Source organism: Streptomyces sp. NPDC044002, assembly GCF_056434525.1.
Map to the genome: position 1 here is coordinate 49,875 of NZ_JBWKEZ010000034.1, position 14,174 is coordinate 64,048.

Below are 14,174 nucleotides of genomic sequence, written 5' to 3' on the forward strand. Positions count from 1 at the left end.
CCTTTCCCCCCGATACCGGGAACTGACTAAAGCCTCAGTAAGTTGCATGGGTGGGCCCTACGATCGTGGGCCCAGGACCAGACACAGCGACTTTCGAGGTGCGCACCTTGGCTTTCCAGATGCCGGACCGCGGCGGAGGCCCCTCCGGGCCACGGATGAGAGTCGGCCGCCCCTCCCGGCGCGCCCGGACCCTCCTGACGACATTGGGCGTCCTTGCCGTCCTGGCCATGGCGTTCATCATGTTCGCCGGGTTCTGGACGGACTGGCTCTGGTTCCGCTCCGTCAAGTACTCCTCCGTCTTCACCACCACCCTGTGGACCAAGATCGGCCTCTTCGCCGTCTTCGGCCTGCTCATGGCGGGTGCGGTCGGGCTGAACATCTGGCTGGCGTACCGGCTGCGGCCGCCGCTCAGCGCGATGTCGATGGAGCAGCAGAGCCTCGACCGCTACCGGATGAGCGTCGCCCCGTACAAGAAGTGGCTGCTCCTGGCCATCGCGGCGATCGTCGGTCTGATCGCGGGCGCGTCGGCGGCGGGCCAGTGGAAGACCTGGCTGATGTACGTGAACGGGGTGCCCTTCGGGAAGAAGGACCCCCAGTTCCACCTGGACGTGTCGTTCTACACCTTCGACCTGCCCTGGTACCGCTTCCTCCTCGGCTTCGGCTTCGCCGCCGTCGTGCTCTCGGTGATCGCCGCCGTCGTCGTGCACTACCTGTACGGCGGCCTGCGCCTGACCAGCCCGGGTGCCCGGGCCACCGCCGCGGCGACCGGACACCTGTCGGTGCTGCTCGGCCTGTTCGTCACCTTCAAGGCCGTCGCCTACTGGCTCGACCGGTACGGCCTCGCCGTGAAGTCCAGCGACTTCAAGGCCGCCGACAACTGGACCGGCCTGCGCTACGTCGACGCCAACGCCTACCTGCCGGCGAAGACGATCCTCGTCGCCATCGCGGCGATCTGCGCGGTGCTGTTCTTCGCCACCCTGTGGCGGCGCACCTGGCAGCTGCCGGTCATCGGCTTCGGCCTGATGGTCCTCTCGGCGATCCTGATCGGCGGGCTGTACCCGGCGATCGTCCAGAAGTTCCAGGTCCAGCCGAACGAGCAGGCCAAGGAATCGCCGTACGTCGAGAAGAACATCAAGGCCACGCGCGACGCCTACGGCATCGACGGGGCCGACGTGAAGGACTACCCGGGCGTCCCGCAGACCGAGGACCGCACCAAGCTGCGGTCGGTGGCCGACACCACGGCCAGCCTGCGCCTGCTCGACCCGAACATCGTCTCGCCGGCCTTCCAGCAGCTCCAGCAGGTGAAGGGCTACTACGGCTTCCCGTCCACGCTGGCGGTCGACCGGTACGCCGGCCAGGACACGGTCATCGGGCTGCGCGAGCTCAACATCGGCGGCATCCCGAAGAACAACTGGATCAACGACCACTTCAAGTACACGCACGGCTACGGCGTGGTCGCCGCCAAGGGCACCACCGTCAAGGACGGCGCCCCGGACTTCACCCAGTCCGACCTGCCCTCCAAGGGCATGTTCGGCACGGACTTCGAGCAGCGCATCTACTACGGCGAGCAGACGAAGCAGTACTCGATCGTCGGCGGTCCGCAGAAGGAGCTCGACTACTCGGACGACAAGGGCGAGAAGGAGACCAGCTACAAGGGCAACTCCGGGGTCAACCTGGACAACCCGGTCAACCGGGCCGCGTACGCGCTCGCCTTCAGCGAGCCGCAGATCCTCTACTCCGGCGCCATCGGCGACGGCTCGCGGATCCTGTACAACCGCACGCCCAAGGACCGCGTCGAGGCCGTCGCCCCCTGGCTGACCATCGACGGCGCCCCGTACCCGGCCGTCGTCGACGGCCGGATCAAGTGGATCGTCGACGCCTACACGACGACCAACGGCTACCCGTACGCCTCGCGCACCACGCTGGGCCAGAGCACCGCGGACTCGCTGACCAACAGCCAGCGCGCGGTGGTCGCCCAGGAGAACCAGGTCAACTACATCCGCAACTCGGTGAAGGCCACCGTCGACGCGTACGACGGCACGGTCGACCTGTACCAGTGGGACACCAAGGACCCGGTCCTGAAGACCTGGATGAAGGCGTTCCCGGGCACGGTGAAGCCCAAGAGCGAGATCTCCAAGCCGCTCATGGACCACATGCGCTACCCGCAGGACCTCTTCAAGGTCCAGCGCGAGCTGCTGACCCGGTACCACGTCACGGACCCGCAGACCTTCCTCAGCGGCAGTGAGGCCTGGGCCGTCCCGGACGACCCGACGACCAAGGCCGGCACGGCGGTCCCGCCGTACTACCTGTCGATGAAGATGCCGGGCCAGCCGGAGAAGGACCAGGTCTTCTCGCTCACGACGACCTTCACGCCGAACGAGCGGCCCAACCTGAGCGCCTTCATGGCGGTGAACGCCGATCCCGGGACCCCGGACTACGGCAAGATCCGAATCCTGAAGATGCCGACGAGCAAGCCGCCGGACGGCCCCGGCCAGGTCCAGAGCAAGTTCCAGTCGGAACCGAAGATCGCCGAGTCGATCCGGCTGCTGCGCGGCGGTGACTCGGAGATCGAGTACGGCAACCTGCTCGCGGTCCCGATGGACGGCGGAATGCTCTACGTGGAGCCGGTGTACGTGCGCAGCTCCGGGCTGAAGTACCCGCTGCTGCGCAAGGTGCTGGTGACCTACGGCGGCCAGACGGCCTTCGAGGACACCCTGGAGAAGGCGCTGAACGTGGTCTTCGGAGCCGAGGCCCCGACCACGCCGGTGCCGCCGACCACGCCGACGAACCCGACCACGCCGACGAACCCGAACACCCCGCCGACCGCGCAGGACCCGACGGTCAAGGCGGCCCTCGCCGACGCCCAGAAGGCGGTGGAGGAGGCCGACAAGGCGATGAAGGCGGGTGACTGGGCCGCGTACGGCAAGGCGCAGAACGACCTCCAGGCGGCGCTGAAGCGGGCGATCGACGCGGAGGCGAAGCTGACGGCGCCCAAGCCGGGCGGCTAGGGGGCGCGGAAAACCCCGTAATGGTTCCGTCCCGCGTCGTGATACTGTGGTTTCACCGACGCGGGGTGGAGCAGCTCGGTAGCTCGCTGGGCTCATAACCCAGAGGTCGCAGGTTCAAATCCTGTCCCCGCTACTGAAGACGAAGGCCCGGATCCAATGGGATCCGGGCCTTCGTCATGTCCGGAGCACCGAAAGGTGCCGTTGGGAGACACGGGGTCACTGGGGCGGGTGAGTTGGGGGGCGAGCGTGTTTGACTTGTCTCTCTGTGGGCATGTCGACAAAACGCTGTAGTGACCTCACTGGCTGCGACATACCAGGTGTACGCGGGTAGCAGGTGATGCGACGATGGGATTTATGGGGGACAGGTCAACTCTGCTGGAGACAGGGCGGTTTGTGAGGGCGGAGGCCGAGTCGGGCGCGGGAACGGGCGAGGCCGCTCCGACTGTTAACGCGCAGACCGCACTGACCGATGCGGATTTCTTGGACAAGCACAGCGCGGCAGAAGCCTTCGGGGACGCCGAGGGCGCCACCGACGCCGAGCTGGAGGCCCGCCACCGCGTGGCCGCCGACAAGGGCGACCCCGGCGCCATGAGCGTGCTCGGCGCGCTGCTGCTGCGCCGCGGCGACCTGGCCGGGGCCGAGCCCTACCTCCGCGGCGCCACCGGCGCCGGTGACCGTGCCGCCGCCAACAACCTCGGGGTCCTGCTCCTCCAGCGCGGCTACCCCGACGAGGCCGCCGGCTGGTGGCGGGTCGCCGCCGTCGCCGGATCCGCCCCCGCCGCACACGCCCTCGGCCGCCACTACCGCGAGCGCGGGGACGAGCCCGCCGCCGAGTACTGGCTGCGCCAGGCGGCCGAGTCCGGGCACGCCCTGGGCGCCTACGGCCTGGCCGACCTGCTGGAACACCGCGGGGACAAGGGCATCGAGCGCTGGTTCCGGGCCGCCGCCGAGCAGGGCCACCGCGAGGCCGCGTACCGGCTCGCCCGCCACCTGCGCAAGGGCGACCCCGCCGAGGCCGAGCAGTGGTACCGCCAGGCCGCCGCGCGCGGACACCGCCGGGCCGGCCTGCACCTGGGCGCCCTGCTGGAGGCCCGCGGCGAGCTGAAGGAGGCCGGCCGCTGGTACCTGAGCTCGGCCAAGCAGGGGGAGGCCCGGGCCGCCTGCGCCCTCGGCTTCCTGCTGCGCGACGCCGGCGACGAGGACAGCGCGGCCGCCTGGTGGCACCGCGCGGCCCAGGACGGCGACGGCAACGCGGCGAACGCCCTCGGCGCGCTGCACGCCGCCCGCGGCGAGACCCAGACGGCCGAGAAGTGGTACCGGGTCGCCATGGACGCCGGCGACCACAACGGCGCCTACAACCTCGCCCTGCTCTGCGCCGCCCAGGAGCGGACGGCCCAGGCCGAGCAGTGGTACCGCCGCGCCGCGTACGCCGGCCACCGCGAGGCCGCCAACGCGCTGGCGATCATGCTGCTCCAGGCCGGGGACGCGGCCGGAGCCGAGCCGTGGTTCTCCAAGGCCGCGGAGGCCGGCAGCGTCGACGCCGCCTTCAACCTCGGGATCCTCTTCGCCAGCCGCGACGAGGACCGCTCCGCCCTGAAGTGGTACGAGCGGGCCGCCGCGGCCGGGCACACCGACGCGGCGCTCCAGGTCGGGATCGCCCTCGTGCGCGACGGCGAGGAGCGGGCCGCCGAGCGGCACCTGCGCTGTGCGGCGGGCGGCGGCAGCGCGGAGGCGGCCTTCCGGCTGGCCGCCCTGCTGGAGTCGCTGGCCCCGCCGCCGGAGCCGGTGGCCCTCGGCGAGCCCGTCGGCGGCGCCGCCCGCACCGAGAGCGAGGAGTGGTACGCCCGCGCCGCCGAGCAGGGCCACCGCCGGGCCCAGGTGCGGGTCGGCATGCTCGCCGCCGCCCGCGGCGACCTCACGGTGGCCGCCCGGTGGTACCGGGAGGCGGCCGAGGCCGGCTCGCGCAACGGCGCCTTCAACCTCGGGCTGCTGCTGGCCCGCGAGGGCAACGAACCCGAGGCGGCCCTGTGGTGGACCCGCGCGGCGGTGGCCGGACACGGCCGGGCCGCGCTCCGGCTCGGGCTGCTCGCGGCCCGGCACGGGGACCTCGCCGAGGGGCAGAAGTGGTGCGTCCGGGCCATGGAGCTGGGCCCGGCCGAGGTGGCCGAGCGCGCCGCCCGGCTGCGCGACGCCCTGGCGGAGGAGCTGTCGGCGTAGGGGCCGCCCGTCAGGGTCGTCCGTCGGGGTTTCCGACAACTGATTTGCATCTGCCGGGTGGGCTCCCGTAGAGTCGTGTTTACCGACGCGGGGTGGAGCAGCTCGGTAGCTCGCTGGGCTCATAACCCAGAGGTCGCAGGTTCAAATCCTGTCCCCGCTACTGAAGGCCCGAGGCCCGGATCCCATGGATCCGGGCCTCGAGTCGTTTCCGGGACGTTCCTGAACGCGAAGCGCGGGAACGCGAAGAAGGCCGGGAGCCCGAGGCTCCCGGCCTTCTTCCGTGACGCGTCAGGCGCCCGCGCAGCTCGGGCACACCCCGCGGTACGTCACCTCGACCGCCGAGACCACGAAGCCGAAGCGCTCGCCGTCGGGCAGGTCGGCCAGCGGGTCGCCCGCCGGGTGGACGTCCCGGATGGCGCCGCACTGGGCGCAGACCAGGTGGTGGTGGGGGCGGTGGGCGTTCGGGTCGTACCGCTTGGCCCGCCGGTCCGTCGAGACTTCGAGGACCTCGCCGATCGACACGAGCTCACCCAGGGTGTTGTAGACCGTCGCGCGAGAGATCTCGGGCAGTTTGGTCACAGCGCGTGCGTGCACCTCGTCTGCCGTCAGGTGCACGTGGTCACCGTCGAGCACTTCGGCCACGACGCGGCGCTGGGCCGTCATGCGCCAGCCGCGTCCGCGAAGTCGTTCCAGCAGGTCACTCATACAGGCCAGCCTAACAGTGGGGAATCCGTTCAGATCCCGAACCGATGTGGACTTGGATGCTCACTTGACTTAGACAAAGTCCATCGTAGGATCGATTACGAGATACGCCGAGGACAGGACAGGCGCGAATGACGCAGGAGGCACACGTGACACAGGGACCGCTCACCACGGAGGCCGGGGCTCCGGTCGCCGACAACCAGAACAGCGAGACGGCCGGTGTCGGTGGTCCGGTCCTGGTCCAGGACCAGCTCCTGCTGGAGAAGCTCGCGCACTTCAACCGCGAGCGCATCCCGGAGCGCGTGGTGCACGCCCGCGGCGCCGGCGCCTACGGCACCTTCACGGTGACGGCGGACGTCACCCGGTACACCCGCGCCAAGTTCCTCTCCGAGGTCGGCAAGCAGACCGAAACGTTCCTGCGCTTCTCCACCGTCGCGGACAGCCTCGGCGGCGCCGACGCCCGCCGTGACCCGCGCGGCTGGGCGCTGAAGTTCTACACCGAAGAGGGCAACTACGACCTCGTCGGCAACAACACCCCGGTCTTCTTCATCCGGGACGCCATCAAGTTCCCCGACTTCATCCACACCCAGAAGCGCGACCCGTACACGGGCTCGCAGGAGCCGGACAACGTCTGGGACTTCTGGGGCCTGTCGCCCGAGTCCACCCACCAGGTGACCTGGCTGTTCGGTGACCGCGGCATACCGGCGTCCTACCGCCACATGAACGGCTACGGCTCGCACACGTTCCAGTGGAGCAACGAGGCCGGCGAGGTCTTCTGGGTCAAGTACCACTTCAAGACCGACCAGGGGATCAAGAACCTCACCCAGGCCGAGGCCAACGCCCTCGCCGGCGAGGACCCGGACTCCCACCAGCGCGACCTGCGCGAGTCCATCGAGCGCGGCGACTTCCCGACCTGGACCGTGCAGGTCCAGATCATGCCCGCGGCCGAGGCGGCGCAGTACCGCTTCAACCCGTTCGACCTCACCAAGGTGTGGCCGCACGAGGACTACCCGCCGATCGAGATCGGCAAGCTGGAGCTCAACCGCAACCCGGAGAACGTCTTCGCCGAGGTCGAGCAGTCCATCTTCTCCCCGGCGCACTTCGTCCCCGGCATCGGTCCGTCCCCGGACAAGATGCTCCAGGGCCGCCTCTTCGCGTACGGCGACGCGCACCGCTACCGCGTCGGCATCAACGCCGACCACCTGCCGGTGAACCGCCCGCACGCCACCGAGGCGCGCACCAACTCCCGCGACGGCTACCTGTACGACGGCCGCCACAAGGGCTCCAAGAACTACGAGCCCAACAGCTTCGGCGGCCCCGCCCAGACCGGCCGCCCGCTGTGGGAGTCCACCCCCGTCACCGGCGGCACGGGCAACCACGCCACCCCCTCGCACTCCGAGGACGACGACTTCGTCCAGGCGGGCAACCTCTACCGCCTCTTCTCGGAGGACGAGAAGTCCCGCCTGATCGAGAACCTGTCCGGCTTCATCGCCAAGGTCTCCCGTGACGACATCGTCGAGCGCGCCGTCGAGAACTTCCGCCGCGCGGACGCCGACTTCGGCAAGCGGCTCGACGCCGCGGTCCAGGCCCTCCGCGGCTGATGGCGGACCGCTTGCCGTAGCAGGACAGCGGGCCGGAACCCCCTCGCCGGGGTCCCGGCCCGCTGTCGTTCCCGTACCGGGAACGGGTTACGCGGGCACGGCCCGGCGGGCCGGCACCCAGCAGCGGATGACGTCGCGGACGGAGACGATGCCGACCGGGCCGCCGTCCTCCAGCACGATCAGGTGCCGGAACCCGCCGTGGACCATGGCCTCCGCGGCCTCCTGCACGGTCGCCTCGGGGGTGCAGAAGACGACGTTGTTCGTGGTGTGCGCGCCCACGGACTCCCGGTCGGGGTCGTGGCCGGCGCCGATCGAGTTCAGGATGTCGCGCTCGGTCAGGATGCCGATGCCGCTGTGGTCGGGGTCGAGGACGACGGCGGCGCCGACGCGCCGGCCGGACATCAGGCAGGCCGCCTGACGGAGGGAGTGCGCGGGTCCGAGGGTGAGGATCACGGTGCTCATGGCGTCGCGGACGAGCATGGAGAGAGCCACCTCCTGGGTGAGCCCCCGCCTGGGTGGGGTGCGGCGCGTGTAGGTCCTCCACTTAGAGAAGCCGTTCACAAGCGCACAAGCGGGGGGATCCTCAGATTCCCACGGACACGGAAAGTCATCAAGGGGGCACGCTCGGCGCGCGAGGGCGCCGGGCGTCCCCCCGGTCTCCGGCTCCGGGCCCTGCGGCTTCAGGCCTTGCGGTTCAGGTACCCGAGCATCTCGTCGTGCAGCAGGCCGTTCGAGGCCACCGCGTTGCCGCCGTCCACCCCGTCCACCCCGTCCAGGCTGGTGAAGCGGCCGCCCGCCTCCTGGACCACGACCGCGACGGCGGCCATGTCCCACAGGTTCAGCTCCGGCTCGGCGCACAGGTCCAGCGAGCCCTCCGCGACCATCATGTACGGCCAGAAATCGCCGTACGCCCGCGTACGCCAGCACGCACGCGTCAGGTCCAGGAAGCCCGGGAGCCGGCCCTGCTCCTCCCAGCCGCCCAGCGAGGAGTACGCGAACGAGGCGTCCCCCAGGGAGGCCACCTTCGACACCGAGACCGGCCCGGCCGGCTCGCCCAGCGCACCGCCCGCGAAGGCGCCGCCACCCTCCGAGGCCCACCAGCGGCGGCCCAGCGCCGGGGCCGACACCACGCCGACGACCGGGCGGAACACCCCGTCCGCGCCCTCCTCCATCAGGGAGATCAGCGTCGCCCACACCGGGACGCCGCGCACGTAGTTCTTCGTGCCGTCGATCGGGTCCACGACCCAGCGGCGCGGCCCGCCGCCCTTCAGCCCGTACTCCTCCCCGAGGATCGCGTCGTCGGGGCGCGCGGCCTGGATCCCGGCCCGGACGACCTCCTCGGCGGCCTTGTCGGCCTCGGTCACCGGCGTCATGTCCGGCTTCGTCTCGACCTGGAGGTCGAGGGCGCGGAAGCGCTGCATCGTGGTGGCGTCCGCCGCGTCGGCGAGTTCGAGGGCGAGGCGCAGGTCATCGGCATATGTGGACATGCCCGAACAGTATCGAGACTTGCCGGGCGCGGTGAGCGGAGTCCACAGTGCGGCCGGGACGCGCCCTTGACGGGATCTGGCGACCCGTCAACCCTGGTGGAGAAGCGCGGCCGGCGAACCCAGCGGGGAGGTGGCGATGCCGACGGCCCGGGAGTCCCTGCTGCAAGCGGCCGAGGCCGCACTGGCCGCCCGGCCCTGGCCGGCCGTGCGGATGGTCGAGGTCGCGGCCGCCGCCGGGGTGTCGCGCCAGACCCTCTACAACGAGTTCGGCGGCAAAGCGGGCCTGGGCCGGGCCCTGGTGCGCCGCGCCGCCGACTGGTACCTCGACGGGGTGGAGCGGGCGCTGGCCGCCCCCGCCGCGCGCGGCTCCGCCGAGCGGCTCGCCGCCGTCGCCGAGTGGACCGTACGGGCGGCCCGCGCCCGGGTCCTCGTACGGGCCCTGCTGACCGGCTCCTGGGGGCCGGGCCTGCCCTCGCCGCCCCCGGCCGGGGGACGGCAGGCGCTCGGGCCGGGCGAGCTGACCCGCGCGGCCCGCGACCGGGCCGCCGCCGCCCTGCCGCAGGAGCCGGCCCGCCGCTGCGAACTCGCCGTACGGCTCGCGCTGTCCTACGTGGTCGCGCCGGGGGAGCCGGGCCAGGAGCCGGCGGCGGTGGAGCTGCTGCGGCTGCTCAGTGCGCCGAACCGGAGAGCTGGAGGCCGATGACCCCGAGGATCACCAGGGTGATCGAGACGAGTTTGAGGGTGGAGACCAGGTCGCCCAGGAAGACCATGCCGTAGATCGCCGTCCCGGCCGCCCCGATGCCCGTCCACACCGCGTACGCCGGACCCACGTCCAGCTTCTTCAGCGCGAGGGTCAGCAGCCCGAAGCTGCCGAGGGCGAAGCACGCGAAGGCGATCGTGGGCCACAGCCGGGTGAACCCGTGGGACAGCTTGAGGCAGACCGCGAAGCCCGTCTCCAGGATCCCGGCGACCACGACCAGCAGCCACGCCATGGCGTATGCCTCCCCGCGTCAGGTGACTCGGCGTCACTTGGTGCGATTATGCATTTACCAGACATGGCCGTTGGCAAACCCCGCCGGACGGACAACCCGGCGCCGGACGGCCCGGCGCCGGACCGCGGTCAGTCGCCCTCGCGGCGCTCGCGGGTCTGCAGCAGCCGCCGCAGCGAGTACAGCCGCGCCGGGTCCGCGTGGCCCTCCTCCACCCACCGGTCCAGCGCGCAGTCCGGCTCGTCGTGGCTGCACGCGCGCGGGCACTCCTCCGTGCCCGGCACCAGCTCCGGGAAGGCCAGGACCACCCGGGACGGGTCCACGTGGTGCAGGCCGAAGGAGCGCACGCCCGGGGTGTCGATGACCCAGCCGTCCCCGGACGGCAGCGGCAGCGCGAGCGCCGAGGTGGTGGTGTGCCGGCCGCGGCCGGTCACGGCGTTGACGTGCCCGGTGGCCCGCTTGCGGCCCTCGCCGACCAGCGAGTTCACCAGGGTCGTCTTGCCGACGCCGGAGTGGCCGACGAAGGCGGTGATCCGGCCCTCCAGGCGCTCGCGCACCCGCTCGGCCGCGTCGCCCGTCTCCAGCTCCTCGCGGTTGGTGACCACGTAGTCCAGGCCGAAGGTCGAGTAGACCTCCAGGATCTTGTCCGCGGAGGTCAGGTCGGACTTGGTGAGGACCAGCAGCGGCTCCAGCCCGGCGTCGTACGCGGCCACCAGACAGCGGTCGATCATCCGGGGCCGGGGCTCCGGATCGGCCAGCGCCGTGACGATGGCCAGCTGGTCGGCGTTGGCGACGACCACCCGCTCGTACGGGTCGTCGTCGTCCGCGGTGCGCCGCAGGACGGACTTGCGCTCCTGGATCCGCACGATCCGCGCGAGGGTGTCCTTCTTGCCGGACAGGTCACCGACGAGCGACACCCGGTCGCCGACCACCGCCGCCTTGCGGCCCAGTTCCCGGGCCTTCATGGCGATGACCTTGCGGTCCTCGACCAGGCAGGTCAGCCGGCCGCGGTCCACGGTGAGGACGAAGCCGTCGGAGGCGTCCTCGTGCTTGGGCCGGATGTTCGTCCTGGCCCGGTTGCCCTTGGGGTTCGGGCGCTGGCGGATGTCGTCCTCGTCGGTGTGCTTGCCGTACCTGCGCATGACCGGGCCCCTACGCTCCCGCTCCCGTTCCCGTTCGCGTTCCCGCGAGCATGTCCGTCCACATCTTCGGGAAGTCGGGCAGGGTCTTCGCGGTCGTCGCCACGTTCTCGATCTCCACGCCCGGCACGGCCAGGCCGATCACCGCGCCGGCCGTGGCCATGCGGTGGTCGTCGTAGGTGTGGAACACGCCGCCGTGCAGCTTGCGCGGGCGGATGCGCAGGCCGTCCTCGGTCTCGGTGACGTCACCGCCGAGACCGTTGATCTCCGCGGTCAGCGCCGCCAGGCGGTCCGTCTCGTGCAGCCGCAGGTGCGCGACCCCGCGCAGGACCGACTCCGAGTCCGCCAGCGCGGCCACGGCCGCGATGCCCGGGGTCAGCTCGCCGACCTCGCTCAGGTCCACGTCGATGCCGTGGATCTTGCCGGTGCCGGTGAAGACCAGGCCCGCCTCGGTCAGCTCGCAGGAGCCGCCCATCGCGGTGAAGATCTCGCGCAGCGCGTCACCGGGCTGCGTGGTGCGCAGCGGCCAGTCCGGGATGGTGACCGTGCCGCCGGTGATCAGGGCCGCGGCCATGAAGGGCTGGGCGTTGGACAGGTCCGGCTCGACGACCATGTCGCGGCCGAGGAGCGCGCCCGGCGCCACCCGCCACACGTCCTTCTCGCCACCCGCCTCGGGGGTGTCGACCTGGGCGCCCGCCGCGCGCAGCATGTCCACGGTCATCCGGATGTGCGGCATCGACGGCAGCTTGCCGCCCACGTGCCGGACCTCGACGCCCTGGTTGAAGCGCGGAGCGGACAGCAGCAGCGCCGAGACGAACTGCGAGGAGTTGGAGGCGTCGATCTCGACCGTGCCGCCCTCCAGGGCCCCGCCGCCCTGGACGGTCATGGGCAGGGCGCCCCGGCCGTCGTCGTCGATCCGGGCGCCGAGGGCGCGCAGCGCGGTGATGACCTGGCCGAGGGGGCGCTCGTAGGAGCGCGGGTCGCCGTCGAAGCGGATGTCGCCGTCGGCCAGGGTGGCCACGGGCGGCAGGAAGCGCATGACCGTGCCGGCGTTGCCGACGTCGACGGTGGCGGGGCCGTGCAGGGCGGCCGGGATGATCCGCCAGGCCTCGCCGCTGTCGCCGTCGGCGGAGCTGGAGGAGACGGTCTCCTCGATGCCGACGCCGAGCGCCCGCAGGGCGTCCGACATCAGCTGGGAGTCGCGCGAGCGCAGCGGGCGGCGCACCCAGCCCGGCTCGGCGGCGAGGGCGGCGAGCACGAGGGCGCGGTTGGTGACCGATTTGGACCCCGGCACGGTGACGGTGGCGTGGACGGCCGCCTCCGCGAACGGAGCGGGCCAGAGGTCGTGGAGCGCGGGGGTCTCGGTCATGGCCCTTACTTTAGTGGCTTCGCACGGCCCCGGATCTGGATGGCGGCCCCGTCTCAGAGGGCGAGCAGCCAGCGCCCGCCGCCGATGAGGCAGCACAGGGTGACCGTGTGGAACAGGAGCAGCCAGGCGACGGGATGGACGTGCGTGAGCCGGCCCAGCTGGTCCGCGTCGGACTCCGGCGCCGCACCGCCCCGGCGCTGCGCCTGGAGCTCGAACACCGGCCGCACCGAGCCCAGCAGCAGGAACCACACCACCGCGTACGCGAACGCCGCCTGCACCGCCTCCGGCGCCTTCCAGGACACCAGCAGGAACACCCCGCCGGTCAGCACCACCGTCAGCAGCCCGTACGCGTTCCGGATCATGACCAGCATCACCAGCAGCAGCGCGGTCGCCGCCCAGAGCAGCAGGGTGATCCGGTGCGCCGCCAGCAGGGCCGCCCCGCCCAGGCCCAGCAGCGCGGGCGCCGTGTAGCCGGCGGCGAGCATCAGGACCATGCCGATCCCGGTCGGCTTGCCCCAGCTGAGGGTGACCCCGCTGGTGTCGGAGTGCAGCCGGATCCCGGTGAGCCGGCGTCCGGTCAGCAGGGCGAGCAGCCCGTGGCCGCCCTCGTGCGCGATGGTGATCGCGTTCCGGGCCACCAGCCACACCGGCCGCGGTGCCACGACCGCGAGCGCGGCCAGTCCCGTCGCCACCACCAGCCAGAAGGCGGGCGCGGCCTGTATTCCGGTGAGCCGGTCCCAGAGGCCGGCCGTCGTGCTGCTGTCCATGGAGTGGCGGACTCCTTGCGGTCGGGGGTCGGGTCCATGGCAGTGTGTCAGCCATGTGCGGAAGGTTTGCGGCGAGTCGGACACCCCAGGAGCTGGCGGGGATATTCGGGATCGAGCGGTGGGAGCCGAGCGAGACCCTGGCCCCCGACTGGAACGTGGCGCCGACCAAGGAGGTCCACGTCGTCCTCGACCGCCCCCTGAAAGACGCGCGGGACCCCCGTCCGGTTCGCCAGCTGCGGGTCCTGAAGTGGGGCCTGGTCCCCTCCTGGGCACAGAACCCCGAGGGCGCGGCCCGGATGATCAACGCCCGGTCGGAGACCCTGCACGAGAAGCCGTCCTTCCGCACGCCCTTCGCACAGCGCCGCTGCATCGTCCCCGCCGACGGGTACTACGAGTGGGTCACCGCGCACGACGAGCGGGAGCTGGAGGTCGAGGGGAAGCGCAAGCGGTCCCGCAAGCAGCCCTACTTCGTGCTCCCCGCCGACGGCTCGGTCTTCGCGATGGCCGGGATCTACGAGTTCTGGCGCGACGGGACCCTGGCCGCCGACCACCCCCGCGCCTGGTGGGCCACCTGCTCGGTGATCACCGCCGAGGCCGAGACCACCCCGCTGGGGGTGGCGCCCGCCGAGGGGCCGCGCTCGCTCTCCGAGATCCACCCCCGGATGCCGCTGATGCTGACCCCGGACCGCTGGGACGCCTGGCTGGACCCCGCCCGGACCGACGGGAGCGAGCTGCGGGACCTGCTGGCACCCCCGCCCGGCGGGCTGATGCGGGCCTACCCGGTGGCCACGGCCGTGAGCAGCGTCCGCAACAACGGTCCGGAGCTGCTGAGGGAGCTGGAGGGCCCGGAGGAGGCCACGCTGTTCTAGGGCCTGCCTCTGGGGTGCCCTTGCCG

General features: G+C 71.8%; 12 protein-coding genes and 2 tRNA genes. 7 read left to right on the forward strand and 7 right to left on the reverse strand.

Going from position 1 to position 14,174, the window contains the following annotated elements; genetic code table 11:
• Positions 1-98 precede the first annotated feature (98 nt).
• The 4 genes from AC07A6_RS24170 to AC07A6_RS24185 all read left to right on the forward strand — a co-directional run bounded on the left by AC07A6_RS24170 (position 99) and on the right by AC07A6_RS24185 (position 5,385).
• On the forward strand, positions 99-3,008 hold the full coding sequence (locus AC07A6_RS24170; RefSeq protein WP_386272336.1) for a UPF0182 family membrane protein: 2,910 nt from the start codon (positions 99-101) through the stop codon (positions 3,006-3,008).
• 59 nt (positions 3,009-3,067) lie between these two features.
• Positions 3,068-3,141 (forward strand) — tRNA-Met (locus tag AC07A6_RS24175).
• Positions 3,142-3,353: 212 nt separating this feature from the next.
• Positions 3,354-5,225 carry a tetratricopeptide repeat protein gene (locus AC07A6_RS24180; protein WP_385767814.1) on the forward strand — a complete coding sequence of 624 codons (1,872 nt, stop codon included), beginning with the start codon at positions 3,354-3,356 and terminating at the stop codon, positions 5,223-5,225.
• Between the two features lie 86 nt (positions 5,226-5,311).
• Positions 5,312-5,385, forward strand: a tRNA-Met gene (locus AC07A6_RS24185).
• Positions 5,386-5,513: 128 nt separating this feature from the next.
• Here the strand turns inward: AC07A6_RS24185 and AC07A6_RS24190 are convergent.
• Positions 5,514-5,930 carry a Fur family transcriptional regulator gene (locus tag AC07A6_RS24190; RefSeq protein ID WP_362465911.1) on the reverse strand — a complete coding sequence of 139 codons (417 nt, stop codon included), beginning with the start codon at positions 5,928-5,930 and terminating at the stop codon, positions 5,514-5,516.
• A gap of 128 nt (positions 5,931-6,058) precedes the next feature.
• Between AC07A6_RS24190 and AC07A6_RS24195 the strand changes: the two genes are divergently transcribed.
• The gene (locus AC07A6_RS24195) at positions 6,059-7,528 is read left to right on the forward strand and encodes a catalase (protein WP_362465913.1); all 1,470 of its coding nucleotides are present in this window, start codon (positions 6,059-6,061) and stop codon (positions 7,526-7,528) included.
• 87 nt (positions 7,529-7,615) lie between these two features.
• Here the strand turns inward: AC07A6_RS24195 and AC07A6_RS24200 are convergent, their stop codons facing one another.
• On the reverse strand, positions 7,616-8,008 hold the full coding sequence (locus AC07A6_RS24200; protein ID WP_007266429.1) for a CBS domain-containing protein: 393 nt from the start codon (positions 8,006-8,008) through the stop codon (positions 7,616-7,618).
• Positions 8,009-8,208: 200 nt separating this feature from the next.
• On the reverse strand, positions 8,209-9,015 hold the full coding sequence (hisN, locus tag AC07A6_RS24205; RefSeq protein WP_362465917.1) for a histidinol-phosphatase: 807 nt from the start codon (positions 9,013-9,015) through the stop codon (positions 8,209-8,211).
• Positions 9,016-9,151: 136 nt separating this feature from the next.
• Between hisN and AC07A6_RS24210 the strand changes: the two genes are divergently transcribed.
• The gene (locus AC07A6_RS24210) at positions 9,152-9,718 is read left to right on the forward strand and encodes a TetR/AcrR family transcriptional regulator (RefSeq protein ID WP_125818075.1); all 567 of its coding nucleotides are present in this window, start codon (positions 9,152-9,154) and stop codon (positions 9,716-9,718) included.
• On the opposite strand, the gene AC07A6_RS24215 is transcribed toward AC07A6_RS24210, so the two are convergent.
• The 4 genes from AC07A6_RS24215 to AC07A6_RS24230 form a co-directional block, all read right to left on the reverse strand.
• Positions 9,684-10,007 carry a DMT family transporter gene (locus AC07A6_RS24215; protein WP_007266432.1) on the reverse strand — a complete coding sequence of 108 codons (324 nt, stop codon included), beginning with the start codon at positions 10,005-10,007 and terminating at the stop codon, positions 9,684-9,686. The two genes, AC07A6_RS24210 and AC07A6_RS24215, sit on opposite strands and share 35 nt — an antisense overlap.
• A gap of 128 nt (positions 10,008-10,135) precedes the next feature.
• Positions 10,136-11,146: a ribosome small subunit-dependent GTPase A gene (gene rsgA, locus AC07A6_RS24220; protein ID WP_362465922.1), complete on the reverse strand. Its 1,011-nt coding sequence runs from the start codon at positions 11,144-11,146 to the stop codon at positions 10,136-10,138.
• A gap of 10 nt (positions 11,147-11,156) precedes the next feature.
• The gene (gene aroA, locus AC07A6_RS24225) at positions 11,157-12,512 is read right to left on the reverse strand and encodes a 3-phosphoshikimate 1-carboxyvinyltransferase (protein ID WP_362465925.1); all 1,356 of its coding nucleotides are present in this window, start codon (positions 12,510-12,512) and stop codon (positions 11,157-11,159) included.
• Between the two features lie 53 nt (positions 12,513-12,565).
• Positions 12,566-13,279: a M50 family metallopeptidase gene (locus tag AC07A6_RS24230; protein WP_478778477.1), complete on the reverse strand. Its 714-nt coding sequence runs from the start codon at positions 13,277-13,279 to the stop codon at positions 12,566-12,568.
• A 53-nt stretch (positions 13,280-13,332) separates the two neighbouring features.
• Here AC07A6_RS24230 and AC07A6_RS24235 point away from each other — a divergent pair, with 53 nt between their 5' ends.
• Complete coding sequence (locus tag AC07A6_RS24235) at positions 13,333-14,148, forward strand: SOS response-associated peptidase (RefSeq protein ID WP_478778478.1); 816 nt, start codon at positions 13,333-13,335, stop codon at positions 14,146-14,148.
• The last annotated feature ends 26 nt before the right edge of the window (positions 14,149-14,174 follow it).